14 protein-coding genes are annotated in these 18,917 nt (G+C 71.9%); 6 read left to right on the forward strand and 8 right to left on the reverse strand.

Annotated elements, in window-relative coordinates; translation table 11 throughout:
• Nucleotides 1-148: 148 nt before the first annotated feature.
• Nucleotides 149-943, reverse strand: a complete 795-nt coding sequence (locus ABT342_RS14680) for an adhesin (RefSeq protein WP_351572318.1) — start codon at nucleotides 941-943, stop codon at nucleotides 149-151.
• 48 nt (nucleotides 944-991) lie between these two features.
• Entirely contained in the window at nucleotides 992-1,912 is a 921-nt protein-coding gene (locus ABT342_RS14685; RefSeq protein WP_351572321.1) for an adhesin, read from the reverse strand.
• Nucleotides 1,913-2,070: 158 nt separating this feature from the next.
• Here ABT342_RS14685 and ABT342_RS14690 point away from each other — a divergent pair, with 158 nt between their 5' ends.
• Nucleotides 2,071-2,919, forward strand: coding sequence for a MerR family transcriptional regulator (locus tag ABT342_RS14690; protein ID WP_502965536.1), 849 nt, complete (start codon nucleotides 2,071-2,073; stop codon nucleotides 2,917-2,919).
• Nucleotides 2,920-2,958: 39 nt separating this feature from the next.
• On the opposite strand, the gene ABT342_RS14695 is transcribed toward ABT342_RS14690, so the two are convergent.
• Both ABT342_RS14695 and ABT342_RS14700 read right to left on the reverse strand, forming a co-directional pair.
• Nucleotides 2,959-4,704, reverse strand: a complete 1,746-nt coding sequence (locus tag ABT342_RS14695; RefSeq protein WP_502965537.1) for a DUF8823 domain-containing protein — start codon at nucleotides 4,702-4,704, stop codon at nucleotides 2,959-2,961.
• 202 nt (nucleotides 4,705-4,906) lie between these two features.
• Complete coding sequence (locus tag ABT342_RS14700; RefSeq protein WP_351572326.1) at nucleotides 4,907-7,303, reverse strand: serine hydrolase; 2,397 nt, start codon at nucleotides 7,301-7,303, stop codon at nucleotides 4,907-4,909.
• Between the two features lie 184 nt (nucleotides 7,304-7,487).
• Between ABT342_RS14700 and ABT342_RS14705 the strand changes: the two genes are divergently transcribed.
• From ABT342_RS14705 to ABT342_RS14715, 3 genes are all read left to right on the forward strand, one after another.
• On the forward strand, nucleotides 7,488-8,207 hold the full coding sequence (locus ABT342_RS14705; RefSeq protein ID WP_351572329.1) for a GOLPH3/VPS74 family protein: 720 nt from the start codon (nucleotides 7,488-7,490) through the stop codon (nucleotides 8,205-8,207).
• Nucleotides 8,208-8,482: 275 nt separating this feature from the next.
• Nucleotides 8,483-9,340, forward strand: a complete 858-nt coding sequence (locus ABT342_RS14710; protein ID WP_351572331.1) for a helix-turn-helix domain-containing protein — start codon at nucleotides 8,483-8,485, stop codon at nucleotides 9,338-9,340.
• Between the two features lie 188 nt (nucleotides 9,341-9,528).
• Complete coding sequence (locus ABT342_RS14715; protein ID WP_351572334.1) at nucleotides 9,529-9,729, forward strand: DUF397 domain-containing protein; 201 nt, start codon at nucleotides 9,529-9,531, stop codon at nucleotides 9,727-9,729.
• A gap of 126 nt (nucleotides 9,730-9,855) precedes the next feature.
• On the opposite strand, the gene ABT342_RS14720 is transcribed toward ABT342_RS14715, so the two are convergent.
• On the reverse strand, nucleotides 9,856-10,698 hold the full coding sequence (locus ABT342_RS14720; RefSeq protein WP_351572337.1) for a hypothetical protein: 843 nt from the start codon (nucleotides 10,696-10,698) through the stop codon (nucleotides 9,856-9,858).
• A gap of 81 nt (nucleotides 10,699-10,779) precedes the next feature.
• Here ABT342_RS14720 and ABT342_RS14725 point away from each other — a divergent pair, with 81 nt between their 5' ends.
• Complete coding sequence (locus tag ABT342_RS14725; protein WP_351572340.1) at nucleotides 10,780-11,562, forward strand: SDR family oxidoreductase; 783 nt, start codon at nucleotides 10,780-10,782, stop codon at nucleotides 11,560-11,562.
• Between the two features lie 26 nt (nucleotides 11,563-11,588).
• Here ABT342_RS14725 and ABT342_RS14730 read toward each other — a convergent pair whose 3' ends face one another.
• Nucleotides 11,589-12,704, reverse strand: a complete 1,116-nt coding sequence (locus ABT342_RS14730) for an ADP-ribosylglycohydrolase family protein (protein ID WP_351572343.1) — start codon at nucleotides 12,702-12,704, stop codon at nucleotides 11,589-11,591.
• Between the two features lie 195 nt (nucleotides 12,705-12,899).
• Between ABT342_RS14730 and ABT342_RS14735 the strand changes: the two genes are divergently transcribed.
• Entirely contained in the window at nucleotides 12,900-14,006 is a 1,107-nt protein-coding gene (locus ABT342_RS14735) for a tyrosine-protein phosphatase (RefSeq protein ID WP_351572345.1), read from the forward strand.
• Between the two features lie 107 nt (nucleotides 14,007-14,113).
• On the opposite strand, the gene ABT342_RS14740 is transcribed toward ABT342_RS14735, so the two are convergent.
• Both ABT342_RS14740 and ABT342_RS14745 read right to left on the reverse strand, forming a co-directional pair.
• Entirely contained in the window at nucleotides 14,114-17,728 is a 3,615-nt protein-coding gene (locus tag ABT342_RS14740; RefSeq protein ID WP_351572348.1) for a tetratricopeptide repeat protein, read from the reverse strand.
• A gap of 5 nt (nucleotides 17,729-17,733) precedes the next feature.
• The gene (locus tag ABT342_RS14745) at nucleotides 17,734-18,873 is read right to left on the reverse strand and encodes a low temperature requirement protein A (RefSeq protein WP_351572350.1); all 1,140 of its coding nucleotides are present in this window, start codon (nucleotides 18,871-18,873) and stop codon (nucleotides 17,734-17,736) included.
• Between the last annotated feature and the right edge of the window lie 44 nt (nucleotides 18,874-18,917).

An 18,917-nucleotide genomic window follows, 5' to 3' on the forward strand; every position in this document is an offset into this window, starting at 1 on the left:
CGCCCGCAGGCTGACCCGCCCCCCACATGGTCAGGGACCGCGCCTCCCGGCCGGACCACCGCCCGCAGGCCGACCCGCCCCCCACATGGTCAGGGACCGCGCCTCCCGGCCGGACCACCGCCCGCAGGCCGACCCGCCCCCCACATGGTCAGGGGCTGCAGGTCAGCCGCATCTGCGCCGCGGCGTGGTGCGCGCCGGTCCGGGAGGCGTCCCCCCAGTCGCGGCCGCGGTCCAGCAGCTGGACCGCGAAGGTGTCGCCGCCCTTGACCGGATAGCTGCCGACGGAGACGAGGCTGCCGCGGTGGGCGGTCTGGCGGACGCCGAAGCCCGTGTAGCCGGAACCGGTGTCGCGGGGGTCGGCCAGCACGCGGTAGAAGGTGGGGTCGCCGGCCACATCGGCGGCGCGGGCCGAGGCGGGTACGTACACGGCGAGGGAGCACTTCTCGTAGTCCTCGTCGAGGTCCCAGCTCCAGATCGCCGTGGCGCCGCCGTCCTTCGTGGGGCTGCCCGACATGGGGACGGCCGTGAAGCTGCCGTCGCAGTCGCCGTCGCGCTGTCCGCCGGAGCGAACGGTGTACCAGGCGGCGTCCCCGTTCTCGGTGCGGCCGCGCTCGCTGTAGTGGCCCGTCGAGCAGCCCGGCCCCGCCCATTCGTCCACGCCCGGCAGCGCCGTCGGGCCGATCCTCGTCGGTACGCCCCCGACGTCGAAGTCGTCGTCCGCGGCGGCGTCCGCGGGCGGCTGGGCGTCGCCGTCCGCGTCGGAGCCCGTCAGCAGCGCCACCGCGGCGATGAAGCAGCCCAGGACGACGGCGGCGCCGGTGGCGTACAGGACCTTGCGGTAGCGGGAGAGCCTGGGTATGCCCTGCTTCCCACGGCGCCGCGCACCACCACGCGTACCGCCGCCCGCACCACCGCTTTCACTACCGCAACGTTCGCACGCCATACCGGCCCACTATGCAGGAACCCCGTCCGCCGCAGGGTGGAAACGATGTCACCCGCCACACTCCGCCCTGATCTGACCGGCCGCGTGATGGGCGCCGTCGCGCTCCGCGCTCCCCCAGTCCTGCCCCCGGTCGACGAGCTGGATCGTCAAGTTCCCGTTCCTGACCGGCAGATCGGGCACCACCATCAGACCACCGCGCAGCGATGTCTGGTCGATGTCGAAGTACGCGAGGACGCTGCCGGAGTCGTCGGGGTCGGCCAGGACGTTGTACCGCGTCGGGTCGCCCCCGACATCGTCGTCGTCATGGCTCCTGGGAACGTGCACGGTTGCCCGGCAGGTGGCGTGGGCACTGCCCACCCGCCACGTCCAGGTGACCCTGCCGCCGCTGTCCTGGTCCCTGGCGCCGGACATGGGTACGGCGATGAAGCGGCCCTCGCACGAGCCGCCCGTATGGCCGCCGGAGTCGACGTCGTACCAGCCCTCGTCCCCGTCGTCGTAACGGCCCCTCGTCCGCACCCCGTTGTCGCAGCCCGGCCCCGCCCACTGGTCGAACCTCGGCGCGGGGCGCGGCGACGGCTTCGCGCTCGGGCTCGCGGAGGGCCTGCGCGTGGACGAGGCCGAGGGGCTGTGTCCGGGTCCGGGTTTCGTCGCGGCGCTCGGCGACGGCGAGTCCTCCGGTACGAACGTCGGGCCGACCCGGTCCGGCAGGCCGCCCAGCGCGTTGTCGGCCGCGGCCGGGGCCGGGTCGCGTACGGCGTCGTCGCGATCCCCGCCCGCGAGGAGTACGGCACCCAGCGCCAGCACGCACAGCGCGACCGCGACTCCCCCTCCGACCAGTATGTTCCGCCCCAACACCGGCTCCCGCCCGGCCCAGGCTCCGTCCCTCGGCACGGCGCTCACGGCGCACGCGTCCGACACCATCCCCGGCAGCGCGCCCCGGTGCGTACCGCCACATCTCTCGCAAGCCATGCGGCTCACTATGCAGCGGGCCCCATACCGACCGGTAGGCATCGGAGCGTATCAACGCGGTATCGATCCGCGACCGACCCGTTTGACCTTGCCCCTGGGGCAGAGCGCATCGTCCTCGTACCGGGCGGACCACAGAAATCGCCGCCCGGTGACGGAGGATGGGACCCGTGGCCGTACACGACGAAACCCTTCTGACCATCGGGGCCTTCGCCGCGCGGGCACGACTGTCGCCCAAGGCACTGCGCCTGTACGACCGCCTCGGGCTCCTTGCGCCCGCGTACGTCGACGAGGCCACCGGCTACCGCTGGTACCGCCCCGACCAGGTCGAACGCGCACGGCTCGTCGCCCTGTTGCGGCAGATCGACATGCCGCTCGCGCGGATCGCCGAGGTGGTGGAGCTGCCGGGGCCCCGCGCGGCGGGGGCCGTGGCGGCGTACTGGGCCGAGGTCGAGGAGCGGCGTGCCGTGCAGGGTGCCGTCGCGGCCCATCTCCGTGACCGACTGTCGGGCAGGAGACCCACGATGTACGAGATCAGGACATATGACGTAGCCGAGCAGACGGTGCTCGCCGAGCGCAAGCACCTCCGCTCCGACGAGCTCCCCCTGTGGATCCCGGCCACGCTCGGCCGACTGGAGCGGGCGGCGAAGGACTGCGGGGGCGTCGCGGGAGCGCCGTACGTGGCGTACCACGCCGACGTGACCCCCGACAGCGACGGTCCGGCGGAGGCGTGCGTCCCCGTTGCCGACGCGAAGGCCGCGGCGGCCTGGGCGGCGGTGAACCGCGGCCCCGTCGTACGGGTCGAGCCCGCGCAGCGCTTCGCGTACACCCGCATCACCAAGGCCCAGGTGGCGGAGCCGCAGATCCTCTCCGCCTACGAGGCGGTGGAGCACTGGGTCGAACAGGAGGGCCTGACGATCACGGGCCCGTGCCGGGAGGTCTACTTCGCGGACTGGGAGGCGGCGTCGGGGACGGACGAGGTGTGCGACATCGCGTTCCCGGTGGCGTAAGCGCACGTCCAGCGGCGGGGGCGCCTGCGGGCGCTCCCCCTACCGCAGCTCCTCCGGACACGGCGTCCCCCGCGGCAGCTGGTACTTCGCCTCCAGCCGGTACACCCCCGCGCGCGGGGCGACGAGTTCGGTCCACTCGTCGCCCTCCGCGTCCGGCTCGGCCTTGAGCAGGCAACCGGCCACATTCGTGAAGGACTTCGGCCCTTCCTCCCGCTCCTTCGACTCCTCGGTCTCCTCCGGCTGCGGCACTCCCTCGCCCTGTTCGTCGAACAGGCCGAGCCACGGCGAGTACGGCACACGGATCAGCACCCGGCCCGCCGTCCGCACATGGATGGTGAGTCCGTCGGCGCCCGCCTGGTCCACCGTCGCCGGAGGATCGGCGAGCGGCCTCGGGTTCTCTACGGCGAACAGTTGCCAGTTCGGGTCCGCCCAGATCCGCTTGAGGTAGGGCTGGCCCTGCTGGATCAGCTCCGCCTCCTGCCCGCCGCCCAGGTCCGGCTTGCCCTTGGGCAGGACCACGTAGTGAACGGCCCAGCGGTCGAGCCATGCCCGGTAACCGGCCGCGTCGAGCGTGTCGTCGTAGAAGATCGGGTTGCGCTCCAGGTCGGCCTGGCGGTTCCAGCCGCGCGCGAGATTGACGTACGGGAGGAGCGCCGAGGCCTCGCGGTGGCTGCTGGCCGGGACGACCTCGACCCGGCCCTTCTCGGCGCCGGCCTTCTGGAGCTCGTTCAGGAGCGGAGCGAGCTCGCGGGCCCAGGACGCGTCCGGGGCCGTACGGACGATGTCGTCGACGCTCTTGACGCCGATCCAGATGTTCAGCCCGGCGAACGCCAGGACCAGCGCGAACCACTTGCGGGACCTGGGAGCGGCGAACGGCAGCGCGGCCAGCAGCACCACCCCCGCGAACAGCATCGGGAGCCGGGTGATGTTCGACCCGATCTGCGAGTCGACGACGCAGGTGAGGACCGTGCCGAGGGCGTACACGCCGGCCCCGGTGCGGACCGTCCGCCACTCCTTCGGTACGAGGACCAGGCAGAGCACCCCGAAGAGGAACGGCAGCGCGGTCGACGCGACCGACATCGGCTGCGTACCGGAGAACGGGAACAGCCACGACGACAGCGCCACCACCACGACGGGGGGCAGTCCGACCGCGTAGGCCCCCGGGCGGCGCTTGTTGAGGAAGAGGGCGGCCGCGACGACGCCGAGGAACAGCCCGGCGACCGGGCTCGCCGCGGTCGCGAGCCCCGCCAGCGGCGCGGCGACGGCCGCCTTGGCCCAGCGCTTCGTACGCCACCGGTAGGGCCAGCAGAACACGGCCGCGACCGCGCCCAGCGCGAAGAGCATGCCGAGCCCGAACGTGACGCGCCCGGACAGCGCGTTGCACAGGAAGGCGAAGACCGCGGCGAGCGCACAGGCGAGCGGATTGCGCACGGCCCGGATGCGGATGAGGATCAGCGCGGTCAGGGTGGCCGAGAGCGTACCGACGATCATCATCGTCGAGCGCACGCCGATCAGGGACATCAGGTACGGGGACACCACGCTGTACGAGACCGGGTGCATACCGCCGTACCAGGCGAGGTTGTACGCGGAGTCCGGATGCCGCCCGACGAACTCCGCCCAGGCGTCCTGGGCCGCCAGATCGCCCCCGCTGTTCGCGAGGAGGAAGAACCAGACGACATGGGCGACGCCCGCGACCAGCGTGGCCGCGGTGACCGGATGCCGGAGGAAGTCCTGTACCCGGCGCGCGCGGCCGGCCTCGTGCTCCGGGTCGGCGGCTTCGTCCACGTACGTCGGCTCAGCGGTGATCACTCGGCTCTCCCCGTCCGTCCCCGACGTGGTCTGTCTCCGTACATGGACGCGTCGCGGGGATGTCACGTTGCCCGGACGCTAGCACGCGGCTGTGGCACCGCCGCCCCGGCGCGAGGCGAGCACCTCACGCCGGGGCGGCACTTGCTCGTCGGCGGATCTTCGCCGGGTCGTCGTCGGATCAGAGGATCCGGGTGAGCTTCTCGCCGAAGCCCGGCTCCGTCAGGTCGCTCTTCAGCGCGACCGGCGCGGAGGCCTTGCCGGTGCCGGTACCGACCGACAGTTCACCGACCACCGTGCCCGCCTTCGCCTCGCGCGGCAGCGTGGCCTTGCCCGCGCCGAGCTTGAGCTGGGCCTTCACGCCGGGCCAGCCGATGGCCTTCACGTCCTTCGTCGCGACGACCTCGACCCGGCCGCCGAGGCCGTCGTCCACGTACCCGACGACATCGCCCTTCTTCACGACGATCTCCGAGGTGACCGCCTTCTGCGCGGCCTTGATCAGCGGCAGGGAGTCCTTGAGCGAGGACTGGAGCTTGGAATCGGGCGAGTCGCCGCGCTGGATGCCGAACACCGCGCCGTAGATCCGGCGCTCCTTGCCGTCGACGATCGTGTCGGCGGCCCAGAGCAGGTTGCCGCCTGCCGGAGTCGAGGAGCCGGTCTTGATGCCCTTGACGCCGTCGTTCAGCAGGAGGTTGTTGTTGTTGTAGATCTTCGTGTCGATGCCCGGAATCTGGATGTCGGGCGTGTCGACGATCTCCCGGAACACGTCGTTCTGCATGACCGCCTTGGCCAGCTTCAGCTGGTCCGTGGCCGTCGACACGGACGTGGCCTTGAGACCGCTCGGGTCCGTGTACGTGGTGTCGTTCATGCCGAGCTCCTTGGCCGCGTCGTTCATCTGCTTGACGAACTCGGCCTCGGACTTGGAGTCCCAGCGGGCCAGCAGACGCGCCGCGTTGTTCCCGGACGGGATCATCAGCAGCTGGAGCATCTGCTTCAGGGAGAACTTCTGGCCCGCGCGGATCGGAGCCGTGGACTCGTCCTCCGCGTTCGACTCCTCCTCGGCCCGCTGGTCCACCTCGATCTGCGGGCCGGTCTCCTTGCCCTTGAGCGGGTGGTTCTTGAGGATCACGTACGCGGTCATCGTCTTCGCGACGCTCGCGATCGGCGCCGGCTTCTGCTCGCCGAACGTACCGAGGCTTCCCACACCCTCGACCTCGACCGCCGCCTGCCCCTCGGCGGGCCACGGCAGGTCCACCGCACCGCCCTTGAAGCTGTATTCGGTCGCCGCGGTCAGCTCCAGGGCCGGGTCCGGAAGCGGGCGCACCATCTGTACGACCGCAAAGACGATCAAGAGCAGCACGACCAGCGGGGTCCAGATCTTGACCCGTCGGATGGCCGTACGGACCGGTGTCTGGGGCGGCGGCGGAGTGTTCGTCAGCTCGGCGAGCAGGTCCAGCGGGGGCAGCGGCGGCAGCGGCTGCTGCTTGGTCCGCTCGGCCTCGGCGAGCGACGCGGGCGCGGCGGATGCGGCGGATGCGGCGGGCGCGGCGGGTGCCACGTCGTCGCGGCGCAGCGGCACGAACTGGCTGGCTGCCCGCTCGGGCGCGGGCGCGGGCGCGGGCTTGGGCGCGGGCTTGGGAGGTTCGGGCGCGGCCTTGGGCTCAGGCGCGGGCTTGGACTCGGACTTGGGCTTCTCGGCGGTCGCCGCGGGCTTGGACTCGGACTTGGGCTTCTCGGCGGTCGCCGCGGGCTTGGACTCGGTCTTGGGCTTCTCGGCGGTCGCCGTGGCCTTGAGAGTGGTGGTGGGCTGGTCCACGGCGGGCCGCGGGAGCGCCTTGAACACGGCGGTCGGCTGATCGACCGGGGGCTCGTCGGCCGCCTTGTCCGCTGCGGACTCATCGGCGTCGGGGGCGTCGTCGGCGTCGTCTGCCTCGGGCTCGTCGGCGACGTCGGCGACGTCGGCGACGTCGTCGTCCGACTCGTCCGACTCGTCGGCCGCCGGCTCCGCGGCTTCCTTCTTCACCGCGGCCCAGCTCGGCACCTTGGCCTTCGCCGAGTTGTCCTCGTCGTCCTCGCCGGAATCGGCGGCCTGCTCGGCCTCCGGCTCGTCGCCGGACGCGTCGGCCTCGTCCTCAACCGTGTCCTCGGGGTCGTCGGACTCGTCCTCGGAACCGTCGGTGGAGGCCTCCACCGACGCCTCCTCCGCCTTCTCCGCGCCGTCCGGACGCGACACCCACGCCGCCACCGCGGCGCGCAACCGGGCGTCCTCACCGGGCTCAGGAGCGTCCACGTCCGCATCCGCGTCAACGACGTCGGCGTCCACGTCCACGTCGGCATCCACGCCCGCGTCCGCGTCCGCGCCCACAGGCGCGTCCGCGTCCTCATCCGCCTCATCCGCGGGCTCAGGCGCAGTCAGCGTCCTGAAGACGGCCGTCGGCTGGTCGACACGCCCCTCGACCCGCCCCTCCGCCGGCTCCCCCGCCGAGCGGAAGACGGCCAGTCGCGGATCACGTTCGCTCGGAGTCGTCTCCCCCGAGGACTTCTGCTGCTCCGACTTGTCGGGGGACTCGCCCGCCACCGTGCCTCCTCCATGTGCGACTAGTCGCTGTCCGAACCATCTACCAGTGTCCTGTGTGACCCCTTGGCCCCCGTGCTAGACGAGAACGACATACCTACCGGTTCCCGTACGAAGCACTCAGGCGCTCTCGACAGACCAATGTGAGAGGCGTCACCCTGTCATTCATCCACGCGGGGAGGCATGGATGGGCAGGAGCCGCAGAACAATTCCGGAAGAGCTTCTGCTGCTCGCTCTGGACCCGACCACGGGTACCACAGCGCAGCCGCAGTCGCTCGACCTCGGCCTGGCCGGAGCGCAGCTAGTGGAGCTGGCTCTGGCAGGACGGATAGCCCCTGACGGGGATCGTATCGCCGTGGTGATGCCACGGCCGACAGGAGATCCGACGCTGGACTCCGCACTGGAACTGCTGCGCAGGCGCGGCAGCCCGGTCCGGGCCGTCCACTGGATCGGCGGGCCCCGGCTGGGGTTGCGCCAGACATACCTTTCACATCTGGAAAGGTGCGGCATGGTGCATGCCGTGGCGGGCCAGATGTGCGGGGTGCTGCCGACAACTCGCTACCAGGCGACGGACACGGCGATCAGCCGGGAGATCAGGGCCCGGCTGGACAGTGCGATCCGCACCGGCGTACCGCCGGACCAACGGACCGCGGCGCTCGCCGCGCTGGCCCACGCGGTCGGTCTCGGCAAGCACCTGTATCCCGGCAACGAGGGGCGGTCGTCCCGCTCCCGGCTCCGGGATCTGATCAGGCACGACCCCATGGGCGGCCTCGTGGCGCACGCCGTGATGGACGTCCAGAACGGTGTGGCCGCGCAGCCTCGCCGTAGCTCCGCCCCGGCAGGTCGTCAGTCCGCCGTACCGGCGCAACCGCGCCGCAGCAGCATGGCCCGCGCCGTGGCGCACTGAACCACCGAGCACCAAGCACCAAGCACCAAGCACCAAGCACCAAGCACAGCGGACCGAGAAGCACCACCGCGGTCCGTCCCGATCCGTCGTACACCGCATCGACGTTCGTCCCCAGACCCGGTTCGGGAGCCGCATGAGCGCGCGGGGCAGCCCATCAGGCTGCCCCGCGCGCTCGCATTGTCCGCGCGTGTCGCCATTTTCCAGCGCGGCCAGCACCATTGGTGGCAATCTGCTGAGACGTAGATACGCACAGCTACACCGGAGGTGCAGTTTCCGTGGCGTCCAACGTCAACCCCACCGTCAGGCGCCGCCGATTGGGCCAGGAGTTGCGCAGGCTTCGCGAGCTCAAAGGCATGACCGCGGAGGAGGTGGCGGAGCGTCTGCTCGTCTCCCAGTCCAAGATCAGCCGACTGGAGAACGGACGGCGGTCGATCAGCCAGCGCGATGTCCGCGATCTCTGCGGCGTGTACGAGGTCGAGGACCACCGCATCGTCGATTCCCTGATGCAGATGGCCAAGGACTCCCGCCAGCAGGGCTGGTGGCATGCCTTCGGCGACATCCCGTACAGCGTCTACATCGGTCTGGAAACCGACGCCGCGAGCCTTCGCGTGTACGAGCCGCAGATCGTGCCCGGACTGCTCCAGACCCGGGAGTACGCGGAGGCCCTCATCACCGGAGCGCTCCCCGAATCCCCGGTCAGCGAGGTCGAGAAGCGGGTCCAGGTCAGAATGCGCCGGCAGGAGCGGGTCGCGACGCCCGACGGCCCGCTGCGCCTGTGGGCGGTGGTGGACGAGGCCGCCCTGCACCGGGTGGTGGGCAACAAACAGCTGATGCGCGAGCAGCTGGAGCATCTGATCGAGCAGTCGCAGCTTCCGCACGTCACGGTCCAGGTGCTGCCGTTCAGCATGGGCGCCCATCCCGGGATCACCGGGCACTACGCCGTTCTGGAGTTCCCGGACGCCTCGGACTCGAGCGTCGTCTACATCGAGGGCGTCACCAGTGATCTTTATCTGGAGAAAGCCAATGACGTCCACAAATACACCGTGATGTACGAGCATTTGCGCGCCCAGGCACTGAATGTCGACCAGACGCGGGAGTTCATCGAGGACGTCGCCAAGGCATACGCCAAGTGACATCTCCGCTAATCGAGATCGCGGGCGCGCACGGTACACCGTGACAAGCGATTCCCGGAAGAGCCCTCTGGAATATGCCATCCGGTCGAGTGAACGGGCGTTCTCATAGCGCGATCTCGCCAAGTAGCGTCGTGATCACGCCGTCAAGAACGTCGGCGGCACCGACCAACCTGGAACCGGAGATGCACATGGCTATTCGACAGGGCGCCACGGACACTTGGACCAAGTCCTCGTACTCCGGCGGAAATGGCGCATGCGTGGAGGTCAAGTCCCCCGTTGTGGCATCGATCGCGGTACGTGACTCGAAGGTCACCTCGGGCCCCTCGATCACCTTCGTGCCGGATTCGTGGAACGCCTTCGTGCACGAAGTCAGCCAGGGATCCCTGTAGGCCCCGCCGGACCCCGCAGGACCCGCAGGAACCCCGGATTCAACGAAGAGCCCTCTCGACTGGTCCGCCGACCCGGCCGAGGGGGCTCGGCTTTTGCCCGCGCCCCCTCCGCTCGCTCGACCGGATCTACCGGAGCTGGTCCACGTAGCGATCCGTCCCCGGCACGGTGGGAATGAACGGCGCCACCAGCTCCACCCTCCCCCGCCCACCGGCCGCCGACCCCGTGAAGTGGGCCTCCCAGCAGTCGCGCGGATCCCGCTCCAGGAACCAGAGCAGCGTCAGCCGCGTATCGACGCCCTCGACCTGCTTGACGTACGACATCCGGTCCAGCGGCAGCGGCGTCGGCCGGAAGACCGTGACCATCGCCGCCGGCGCCGTGACGCCCCCCTTCGGGGCGAGGCGCCTCGGCAGCTCGTGCTCCCGCAGCCAGTCCAGCAGCTCCGCCCGCTGCTCCGGCCCTTCGGCGTCGATCACTTCGAGCACCAGCCCCGCGTAGGGATGGTCGAGCGCGTGATAGTCGCGCGGGCCCGCCGCGCCGTCCCGGTAGACGGTCGCCACATGGTCCTGGAAGGCGGTGAAGACGTGCGTACGCTCCTGATGGACGCGGCCGTCCCGGTTCAGCCGCTTGTTGATGCCGACGGTCCATTTCATGTGGTCGTCGTAGCGGCCGTCGGTAATCCAGTACGTGGAGAGGTAGCAGCCGGACGTCACCGGCTGGGCGACCGCCGACTTCTCCGGATAGCGCAGGAGCTGGAGCTCCCGGGTCGCCACCCAGCGCCGCCCCGCGTACATCCAGGGCATCGCCATCGCGCCCGCGTAGTAGTGGTCGTCCTCGTACCAGCGGTTGTAGGCGTACTCATGGCCGGGATGCGGCTCGACCATGGTGATCAGCGCATGGCCCGGGTGGACTCCGTAGGGACCCACGGCGGCCAGTTCCGCGTACACCTCGGACCGGGTGTCCTCACTCACGACGCTCCCCTTCCCTCATCCGGCGGACGCCCCTACTCTGACGCACCGTCAGATAGACGACCAGAGCCGGGAGGCGCCGGGATGCTGCTTCAGGGGAAGACCGTCATCGTGTCCGGCGTCGGCGCCGGGCTCGGGCACCGGATCGCCGAGGCCGTCGTACGGGACGGGGGCAACGCCGTCCTGGGCGCGCGCACCGAGGCCAACCTCGTCAAGACCGCCACCGAGATCGACCCCGGGGGCGCGCACACCGCCCACCGCCCCACGGACATCACCGACGAGACCCAGTGCGAGGCGCTGGCCGCGCTCGCGACCGAGCGTTTCGGCCGTATCGACGCGGTCGTCCATGTCGCCGCCTGGGACAGCTACTTCGGCGGTCTGGAGGACGCCGATTTCGCCACGTGGCAGCAGGTCGTCGACGTCAATCTGCTGGGCACCCTGCGCATGACCCGCGCCTGCCTGCCGGCCCTCAAGGAGCGCGGCGGCTCGGTCGTCATCATCGGCACCCAGTCGGCGGTCGCCGCCCCGTCCCAGGTCCGCCAGGCGGCGTACGCGGCGTCGAAGGGCGCGCTCACCTCGGCGATGTACTCACTGGCGCACGAGCTCGGCCCGCACCGGATCCGGGTCAACACCGTGCTGCCCGGCTGGATGTGGGGCCCGCCGGTCCAGGCGTACGTCCAGTTCACCGCGCACACCGAAGGCGTACCGGAGTCCGAGGTGCGCGACCGGCTCGCCCAGCGGATGGCCCTACCCGACCTGGCCACGGACGGCGATGTCGCGGATGCCGTGGCGTTCCTGGCCTCGGACCGGGCGCGCGCGATCACGGGCCAGTCGCTGCTGGTCAACGCGGGCGAGCTGATGCGCTGAGACGTGCGCCCTGGGCCTGGAGACCGCTATCCGCGCGGGTACCTGAGCAGCCAGCCCGGGGCCGAGACCGCCGGACCGTGCAGCGCGGGTCCCTGGGTCATCTCCATGGCGAAGTCGTCGGCGAGTTCGAGCATGGTGGGGCGGCCCTCCAGCTCCGCGAGCCAGGCCGGGGGCAGTGCCGTCTCGCCGTGCTGGGCGCCGAGGAGGGCGCCGGTGAGGGAGGCGGTGAGGTGGGAGGGGCCGTCGTGGTTGACGGCGAGGCGCAGGCCGTGGCGGATGTCCTCGCTGACGAGGGCGGAGTAGACGGCGACGGCGAGGGCGTCCTCGGCGTGGTGCGGGTCGCCGAGGGCCGCGATGCGGGCCGGGCTCGGGATGCCCTGGCGTACGGCGCCGAGCGCCTGCTTCAGCGCGTCGGTGACGGGCTGGTGGCCGGGGCGGGGCGTGAGGAGCTGGAGGGCGCGCTGCACGGAGCCGTCCATGCCGTCGCCGCGGGCCAGCCCGTGCACGATCACGGCGAGCGCGCCGGCCGAGAGATAGGCCGTGGGGTGGCCGTGCGTCTGGACGGCGCACTCCACGGCGAGCTGGCAGACCAGCTGCGGCTCCCAGCCGACGAGCAGCCCGAACGGCGCCGAGCGTACGAGCGCCCCGGCATCGCGGGCCGTGGGGTTCTTGGGCTTGTCCAGGGTGCCGAGGATGTCGTCGCCGAGGCCGGTGAGGCAATCAGGGGCGGGGTCGCGGCGGGTGTAGAGCCACTCCTCGTGGGCGAGCCAGCCGTTGTCCTTGCGACGCTCGTCGGGGCCCCAGTCGCGCTGGGTGGCGGCCCAGCGCAGATGGGCGCGGTGCACGTCGGTGGGCGGGTGCCAGGCTCCGGTGTCGCGGCGGACCTGCGCGCGTATGAGTCCGTCGACGGTGAAGAGCGTCAGCTGGGTGGCGGCGGTGACGGCGCCGCGTCGGCCGTACGCGGGTACGTAGTCGGTGACGCCGTCCGGGCCGTGCGCGGCCCGGATCTCCTCGACGGTCCGCTCGGCAACGCCCGCGCCGAGGGCGTCGCCGATGGCCCCGCCGAGCAGGCAGCCCCGTACGCGGGCACGGAAGTCCTGCTGTTCGGCTCGGCCCCAGACGGCTGTGGCTGCTGTGGTCACCGCGCGCCCCTCTCCGGCTTCCCGGACTCCCCGGAACGTAGCTCTGCGGCAGCACTGTAATCGACCGGATCGGCGACCGGATCGGACCGATTGAGACGCGGAACGTTATGTGATCGGTCGCCCTTCAGGCCGGATTTGAGCACTGTTCATCGGGGATTCCCTGCTGCGTCGTGAGTGCCCCGCAGGATCCGCCCCATGAACGTTCTTACTCGTGTCAAGGCCCCTGCCGCCTGCGCCGCGATCGCCGCCGGCGCGCTGCTGACCGGCCTTGTCGCGCCCAGTGCCGCCACGGCCACCACCTCCTCGCACACTGAGCAGCACCACGGCCTGCCGCAGTCCCGGCACGCCATCCCCTTCACCGCCGCCACCGTCACCGCCAACGCCGACGGTTCGTACACCGTGCGGTGGAACGCCCCCGGCGTCCGCAAGGTCTCCGTCCGCGCGGACGGAAAGACCGTCGCACGGGGCGGCGCCCACGGCGAGGTCGTCGTGCGGGACCTGCCCGCCGCCGACCGCCAGTGGTTCGACCTCGTCCCCGACCGGGGCACCTCGCTGCGCCTCGCCGACCGCCTCATCAAGCTGGACGGAGCGGTCAACTTCCGTGACGCGGGCGGCTACCGCACCCGCGACGGCCAGTGGGTGAAGATGGGCGAGATCTACCGCTCCGACTCGCTGGAGAAGCTGACCGCCGGCGACCTGGCGAAGCTGCGGCGCCTCGGCATCCGCACGGTCTTCGACCTGCGGATGGCGTCGGAGCGCAAGGCCGCCCCCGACAAGGTCCCGGCCGGCGCCACACACGTCGTCGCCGACGTCCTCGCGGGCACGCCCACCTTCACCACCATGCCGAAGTCCGAGGCGGAGGCGGTGAAGATGATGGTCGAGGGCGAGAAGTTCATGGTCAGCGGCGACACCGCGAAGGCCGCGTACACCTCCGTCTTCGCCGGTGTCGCGGACGACGACCAGCACGCCGTCCTCTACCACTGCACGGCGGGCAAGGACCGCACCGGCTGGTCGAGCGCCGCGCTGCTCACCGCGCTCGGCGTCCCGCGCGAGACGGTCATGGCCGACTACCTCGCCAGCAACGACTACCGCCGCGCCGCCAACGACGCGATCCTCTCCCACCTGCCCGCCGAGCAGGCCAAGGTCTACAAACCGCTGCTGGACGTGCGGCCCGCGTACCTCAACTCCGGGTACGAGGAGGTCGAGGACGAGTACGGCTCGTTCCGTACGTACCTGAAGGACGGGCTCGGGATCGACGGGCGCGAGCTGCGGGAGCTGAAGCGGGAGCTGCTGGTCGGCTGAGGCCCCGGCCCGGCCTGATCCCGTCCGATCCGGCCCGGTCCGACCCCGTCCGATCCGGCCCGGCCCCGTGCGACCCGCCTGGTGCGGCAGCCGTTCCCTGCCGCACTTCAGAGGTCGTCCGTAGTGGCCAGCGCGTTCCGCGCCTCGGTGACCCGGGCCAGCAGCTCGCCCAGCCGGGCCATGTCCGCGCCGGGGCATACGGCGAGTTCGCCCAGTGTGTCGCATACGTCGGCCAAGTCGCTCCAGTCCGGGCCCGCGCCGAGCAGGCGGTCCAGCAGCGGAGCGGCCGCGTCCCAGTCGCCCCGCACGCAGGCCAGCACCAGCAGTTGGCCCAACTCCTCGGCATCCGGCGCCTGTGGATCGGCGACGAAGGTCTCGCACTCGGCGAGTTCACGCCACAACCGTGCCGCCACATCCGATTCCGTGCCCCGCATCCGGCTTTCCGCCATCGCGAGGTGGAACAGCCCTGCCTCTGGATTGAACCCACGGACGCGCTCGGCCGTCTCCCGCGCCTCGTCGAACCGGCCGAGTCCTCGCAACGCCTCCGCGACGAGCGCGAGATCACCGTCCCGGTCCCCGGGACGCATGCGTTCCAGCACGGCCAGCGCCTCGCCGGGCCGGCCCAGGTACAGAAAGACGGCGGCGATCCGGCCCTCCGTCCAGGCCGGGGAGTAGCCCAGGGCCGCACACCGGTTCAGATCGGCCAGGGCCCCGCGCAGCAGCCCGGCCGAGATCCGGGCCAGCACCCGCTCGGCCAGCGCCCAGCCGAGGTCCCTTCCCCCGGCGACGAGCCGGTCCAGATCGGCCAGCTGTCCTGCCCGGTCGCCCAGCCGCCCCCGGAGCCATGCCCTGCGTACTCGTGCCCAGGCGTGGTCCGGGTCCAGCTCCAGTGCCCGGTCGTAGTCGGCCAGGGCCTCGGCGAACTGTTCACAGGCCGTCCGCGCCGAGGCGCGACGGATCCAGCCCGCCGCGTCCTCGGGGTCGCTCGCGTCGCAGCGGGCCCGTATCCCGTCGGTCGTCCGCAGCTTGCCGTAGACCTGCTCGCGCTGTTCCAGCACCCAGGCCGACCTGGGCAGCAGCAGGACCGCCTGCTCCAGGTCCGCCAGCGCGTCGGAGAAGCGCCGGCACTCCAGAAGTGCCTGGCCGCGGATGCCGAGGGCCCACCCGTACTCCCCGTTCAGGGAGATGGCCCGGCCCAGGTCGGCAAGGGCCTCCTCGTACCGCCGCAGCCTGCGGAACGCGTTCCCCCGCTCGGCCAGCGCCCACGGTGTGTCATCGCCCTGGGCGACCGCCAGGTCGAGATCGGCGAACTGGGCCTCCCGGTCGCCGGACCGGCGGTGGATCTCGGCCCGCTGGGTCAGCCCCCAGGTGTAGCCGGGGTCGAGGGCGATGGCTCTGCCGAAGTCCTCCAGGGCCGCGGCGGTGCGGTGCAGCGCGAACTTCGCCGCACCCCTGCTGCCCAGCGCCCAGACGTACTCCGGACCGAGGCTCAGCGCACGGTCCAGGTCCGCGATCGCCGCCTCGTACCGCCCGGCCCGCCGGTGGATGTCGCTGCGCTCGCCCACCACCCACGCCGAGGCCGGGTCGGCTTCTTCGGCCCGGTCCAGGTCGGCGAGGGCGCCCGCCTCGTCGCCGAGTGCGAGCCGTACCTGGGAGCGCCGGATCAGCGCCCACACGTACTCCGGGTCGAGCTCGATCGCACGGTCGAAGTCGGCCAGGGCCTCCCGCTCGCGTCCCAGCCGGAACACGGCGTAGCCCCTGGTCGCGAGCGCCCGGTCGTTGTCCGGCTCCCCTGCGAGCGCCCGGTCGCAGTCCGCGACCGCCTGCTCGTAGCGGCCGAGTATCCGGTGGACCTCGCCGCGTTCCTCCAGGATCCACGCCGTGTCCGGGGAGTGGGTGTCCGCACGGTGCAGCGCCGCGAGGGCAGCCTCGTAGTCCCCGGTCGACTGGAGCACCATCGCCTGCCCGTAATGCGCGCGGGCGCAAGCCGGATCGAGCGCGAGGGCCCGGTCGTAGTCGGCCCGCGCGCTCGCGTAACCGTCCGCCCGGCGGTGGAGCATCCCCCGTACGACGAGGGCCGTCACCTGGTCCGCCGCGTCGAACCCCGCGCGGGAGAGCAGCAGCCCGAGCAGGGCGATCCCCTGGCTCTCCCCCTCCAGCGCGGCCTGCGCGTCCCGCCCCCACCCGCGCAGTTCCTCGGAGTCGGCGGCCTCCCCCGCCTCGGCCAGCACCCTGGCCCAGCGGCGCGCCGTCGCCCCGCCCTGTTCGCAGGCGTCCACGCCGTCGCGCAGCATCCGGGGCAGCGCGGCGCGCGGCTGCGCGCACAGCAGGTGGTACGACTCCTCCAGGCGCGGCCCCACCCAGGCTTCCTGGTCCCAGAGTTCGTCGGGCGCGACGCCCTCCGCGGCCGTCTCCCGCCAGTCGGCGAAGGCCCGTGCGAGCCGGGAGTGTGCCTCGGTCCAGCCGCGCGGGGAGCTGTGGCGCTGGAGGCGCAGCATGGGGCCGCGTACGACGTCGTGGTACTGGGCGCGGCCCTGCCGGACGCTCACGAAGGGCAGTCCGGCCAGCCAGCCGAAGAGCCCGTCCGTCTCGCCGCGCTCCAGCGCGGCCTTCAGGACGTCCTCGTCGACGCGGCGCGGCAGCGCGCACAGCAGTGCGGCAGCTCTGCGCTCCGGGTCCCGCTCCCACTTCAGGAAGCGTTCGACGGCGGTGGCGCTCGGGTCGGCGCCCGCGCCCGGGTTCTCGGCGAGCGTGGAGACGAGCACGGGCAGCCGCCCGGAGACCCGCAGCACGTCCCGTACGACCTCCTCGTCCGTCACCCCTTTCGCCGCGAGCAGCTGCCGCGCCTCGGTCTCGGTGAAGGGCTCCAGGGGTACGTCGGTGACGATGTCGGCGAAGTCGGCCCAACAGGCGGAGTCGAGCCGGCCCTGCCCGGCGAGGGTCACGACGACGTTGGCGGGCAGGGTGCCGTACCGGTCGGTGGTGATGAGGTCGCGCAGCCAGCTGTCGAGGATCACGCCGGTGCGTTCGTACGTGTCGAAGAAGAGCGTCACCCAGGGCCTGTCCGAAGCCACCCGCTCCACTTCGGCGACCAGGACCGGGGTGAGCACGCGCAGCGGGTCCAGTACCAGCTGTACGTCGTCGGGGTTGCGGAAACGGGCGCCGAGCGCGGCCCTGAGCCGGTCGGCGCCCTGGGCCAGATGCGTGGGGTCCATGCCGCCCGCGAGCGCCCCGACGCCCGGCACCAGGCCGAAGCCGATCAGCCCCACCTGCGCGGCCGCCATCGAACCGGCCGACGGGGGCTGCGGCACACCGCCGGCCGCCGTCTCCGGCTCGGGCGCCGCCGTCTCGGCCTCGTACCGCCGCTGCCGATACGTCGCCAGCAGCTTGTCCAGCGCCTTCAACGGGCAGCCCTGCTGGGCGAACTGGGCGGCGATGGCCGCCATCGCCTCGGGCACGCTGTTGACGCTCTCGTCCACGATCGCGGCGACGGCGTTCCGCTCGCGCGCGACCTGTTCGAGTTCGCGCAGGAGCGAGGTCTTGCCGACGCCCGCGTTTCCGCGGATGTGGAAGACGAAGTGGCGCCGCTCGTCGTCGGCCGACAGGTCGAGGTTCTCGCGGAACAGGGCGAGCTCGCCCCGTCTGCCGACGAATCCGGCGCGCCTGCGGCGCCGGATCAGCTCCTGCATGGACGGTGTCGTCGCTCCCCGTGTCCCAGCCATGGGCCCTAGTCTGTCGGAGCCAACTCCCCGCGCGCGAGGGCGAGATGATCCAGGGTCGCGACGGCGACGAGGACCAGCGCGGAGGCGGTGAGGGCCGCCCAGCCCGCGAACGCGGCCACCGCGCACAGCGGTACGGCGACGACCGCGCCCACCAGCCTGGACGCGATGGTCCCGGTGCCGAGGACCCGGCGGTGCGCGGCGTGGCCGGCGAGGAAGACGGCGGTGCCCGCGCCGAGCCACCAGGTCTGAGTGTGGTGGGCGAAGTGGTGGATGGCGTGCGAGATCCCGGCCGCGATCAGCACGATCCCGGCGATCATCGCGGCGTGCGCCAGACCGAAGGCCTGGTAGCCGAGCATCTGCCGGCGCTCCTGCTCCGCCGCCGCCAGGGCCTCGACCGAGCGCTCCTCGTCCCCGTTGAAGTAGATCCACCAGATGCCGGAGGCGATCGCGATCCCGAGGGTGACGGCGAGCGCGAGCGGCGCGTCGACGGGGCGGCCCTGCGCCCCGATACCGACGGCGACGATCGACTCGCCCACGACGATGAGGGTGATCAGGCCGTGCCGTTCGACGAAGTGGTGCGGCTCGATGACGAAACCGCGGACCCGGCCCACGATGGTGGACAGGTACAGCGTCCCTATCGCCGCCACCCACGCCGCCCAGGTCCAGCGGGCGGGCAGATGGGGCGCGAGGAGGATGAGGAGCCCGGCGACCGCGTTGAAGGGGGCGTACCGGAGGATGCCCCGGCGCGCGCTGGGCTCGCTGGCCGTCAGGAACAGCGCGGCGTGGATGACGACGGCGGCGAGGAAGGCGAGGGGGAAGGCGATCCCGTCCGGCTCGAAGGCGTACGGCAGCGCCAGCCCCATCAGGAAGAACGCGGTCATCGCGAGCCCGAGCAGCAGCCGTACGGCCGGGGCGTCGGGCCGTACGGCGTTGGTGAGCCAGCCGAAGCTGCCGAACATCCACCACACCGCCGCCAGCGGCAGCAGGCCCTGCGCCAGGCCCTGCCAGCCGGGGTGGGCCTCGACCTGGTGGGTGACCTGGGTGACGACGAAGACGAAGACCAGGTCGAAGAAGAGTTCGGTGGGGGTCACCGCCCCGCTGGCCGCTTCGGTGCGCAGCAGGGGGCGGTGCGTCGTGAGTCTCATGGCCGGCCTTCGGTCGGGACGTGCGCTTCGCGGAACGAACAGGA

The organism is Streptomyces sp. NPDC000410 (assembly GCF_040300305.1).
Taxonomy (GTDB): domain Bacteria; phylum Actinomycetota; class Actinomycetes; order Streptomycetales; family Streptomycetaceae; genus Streptomyces.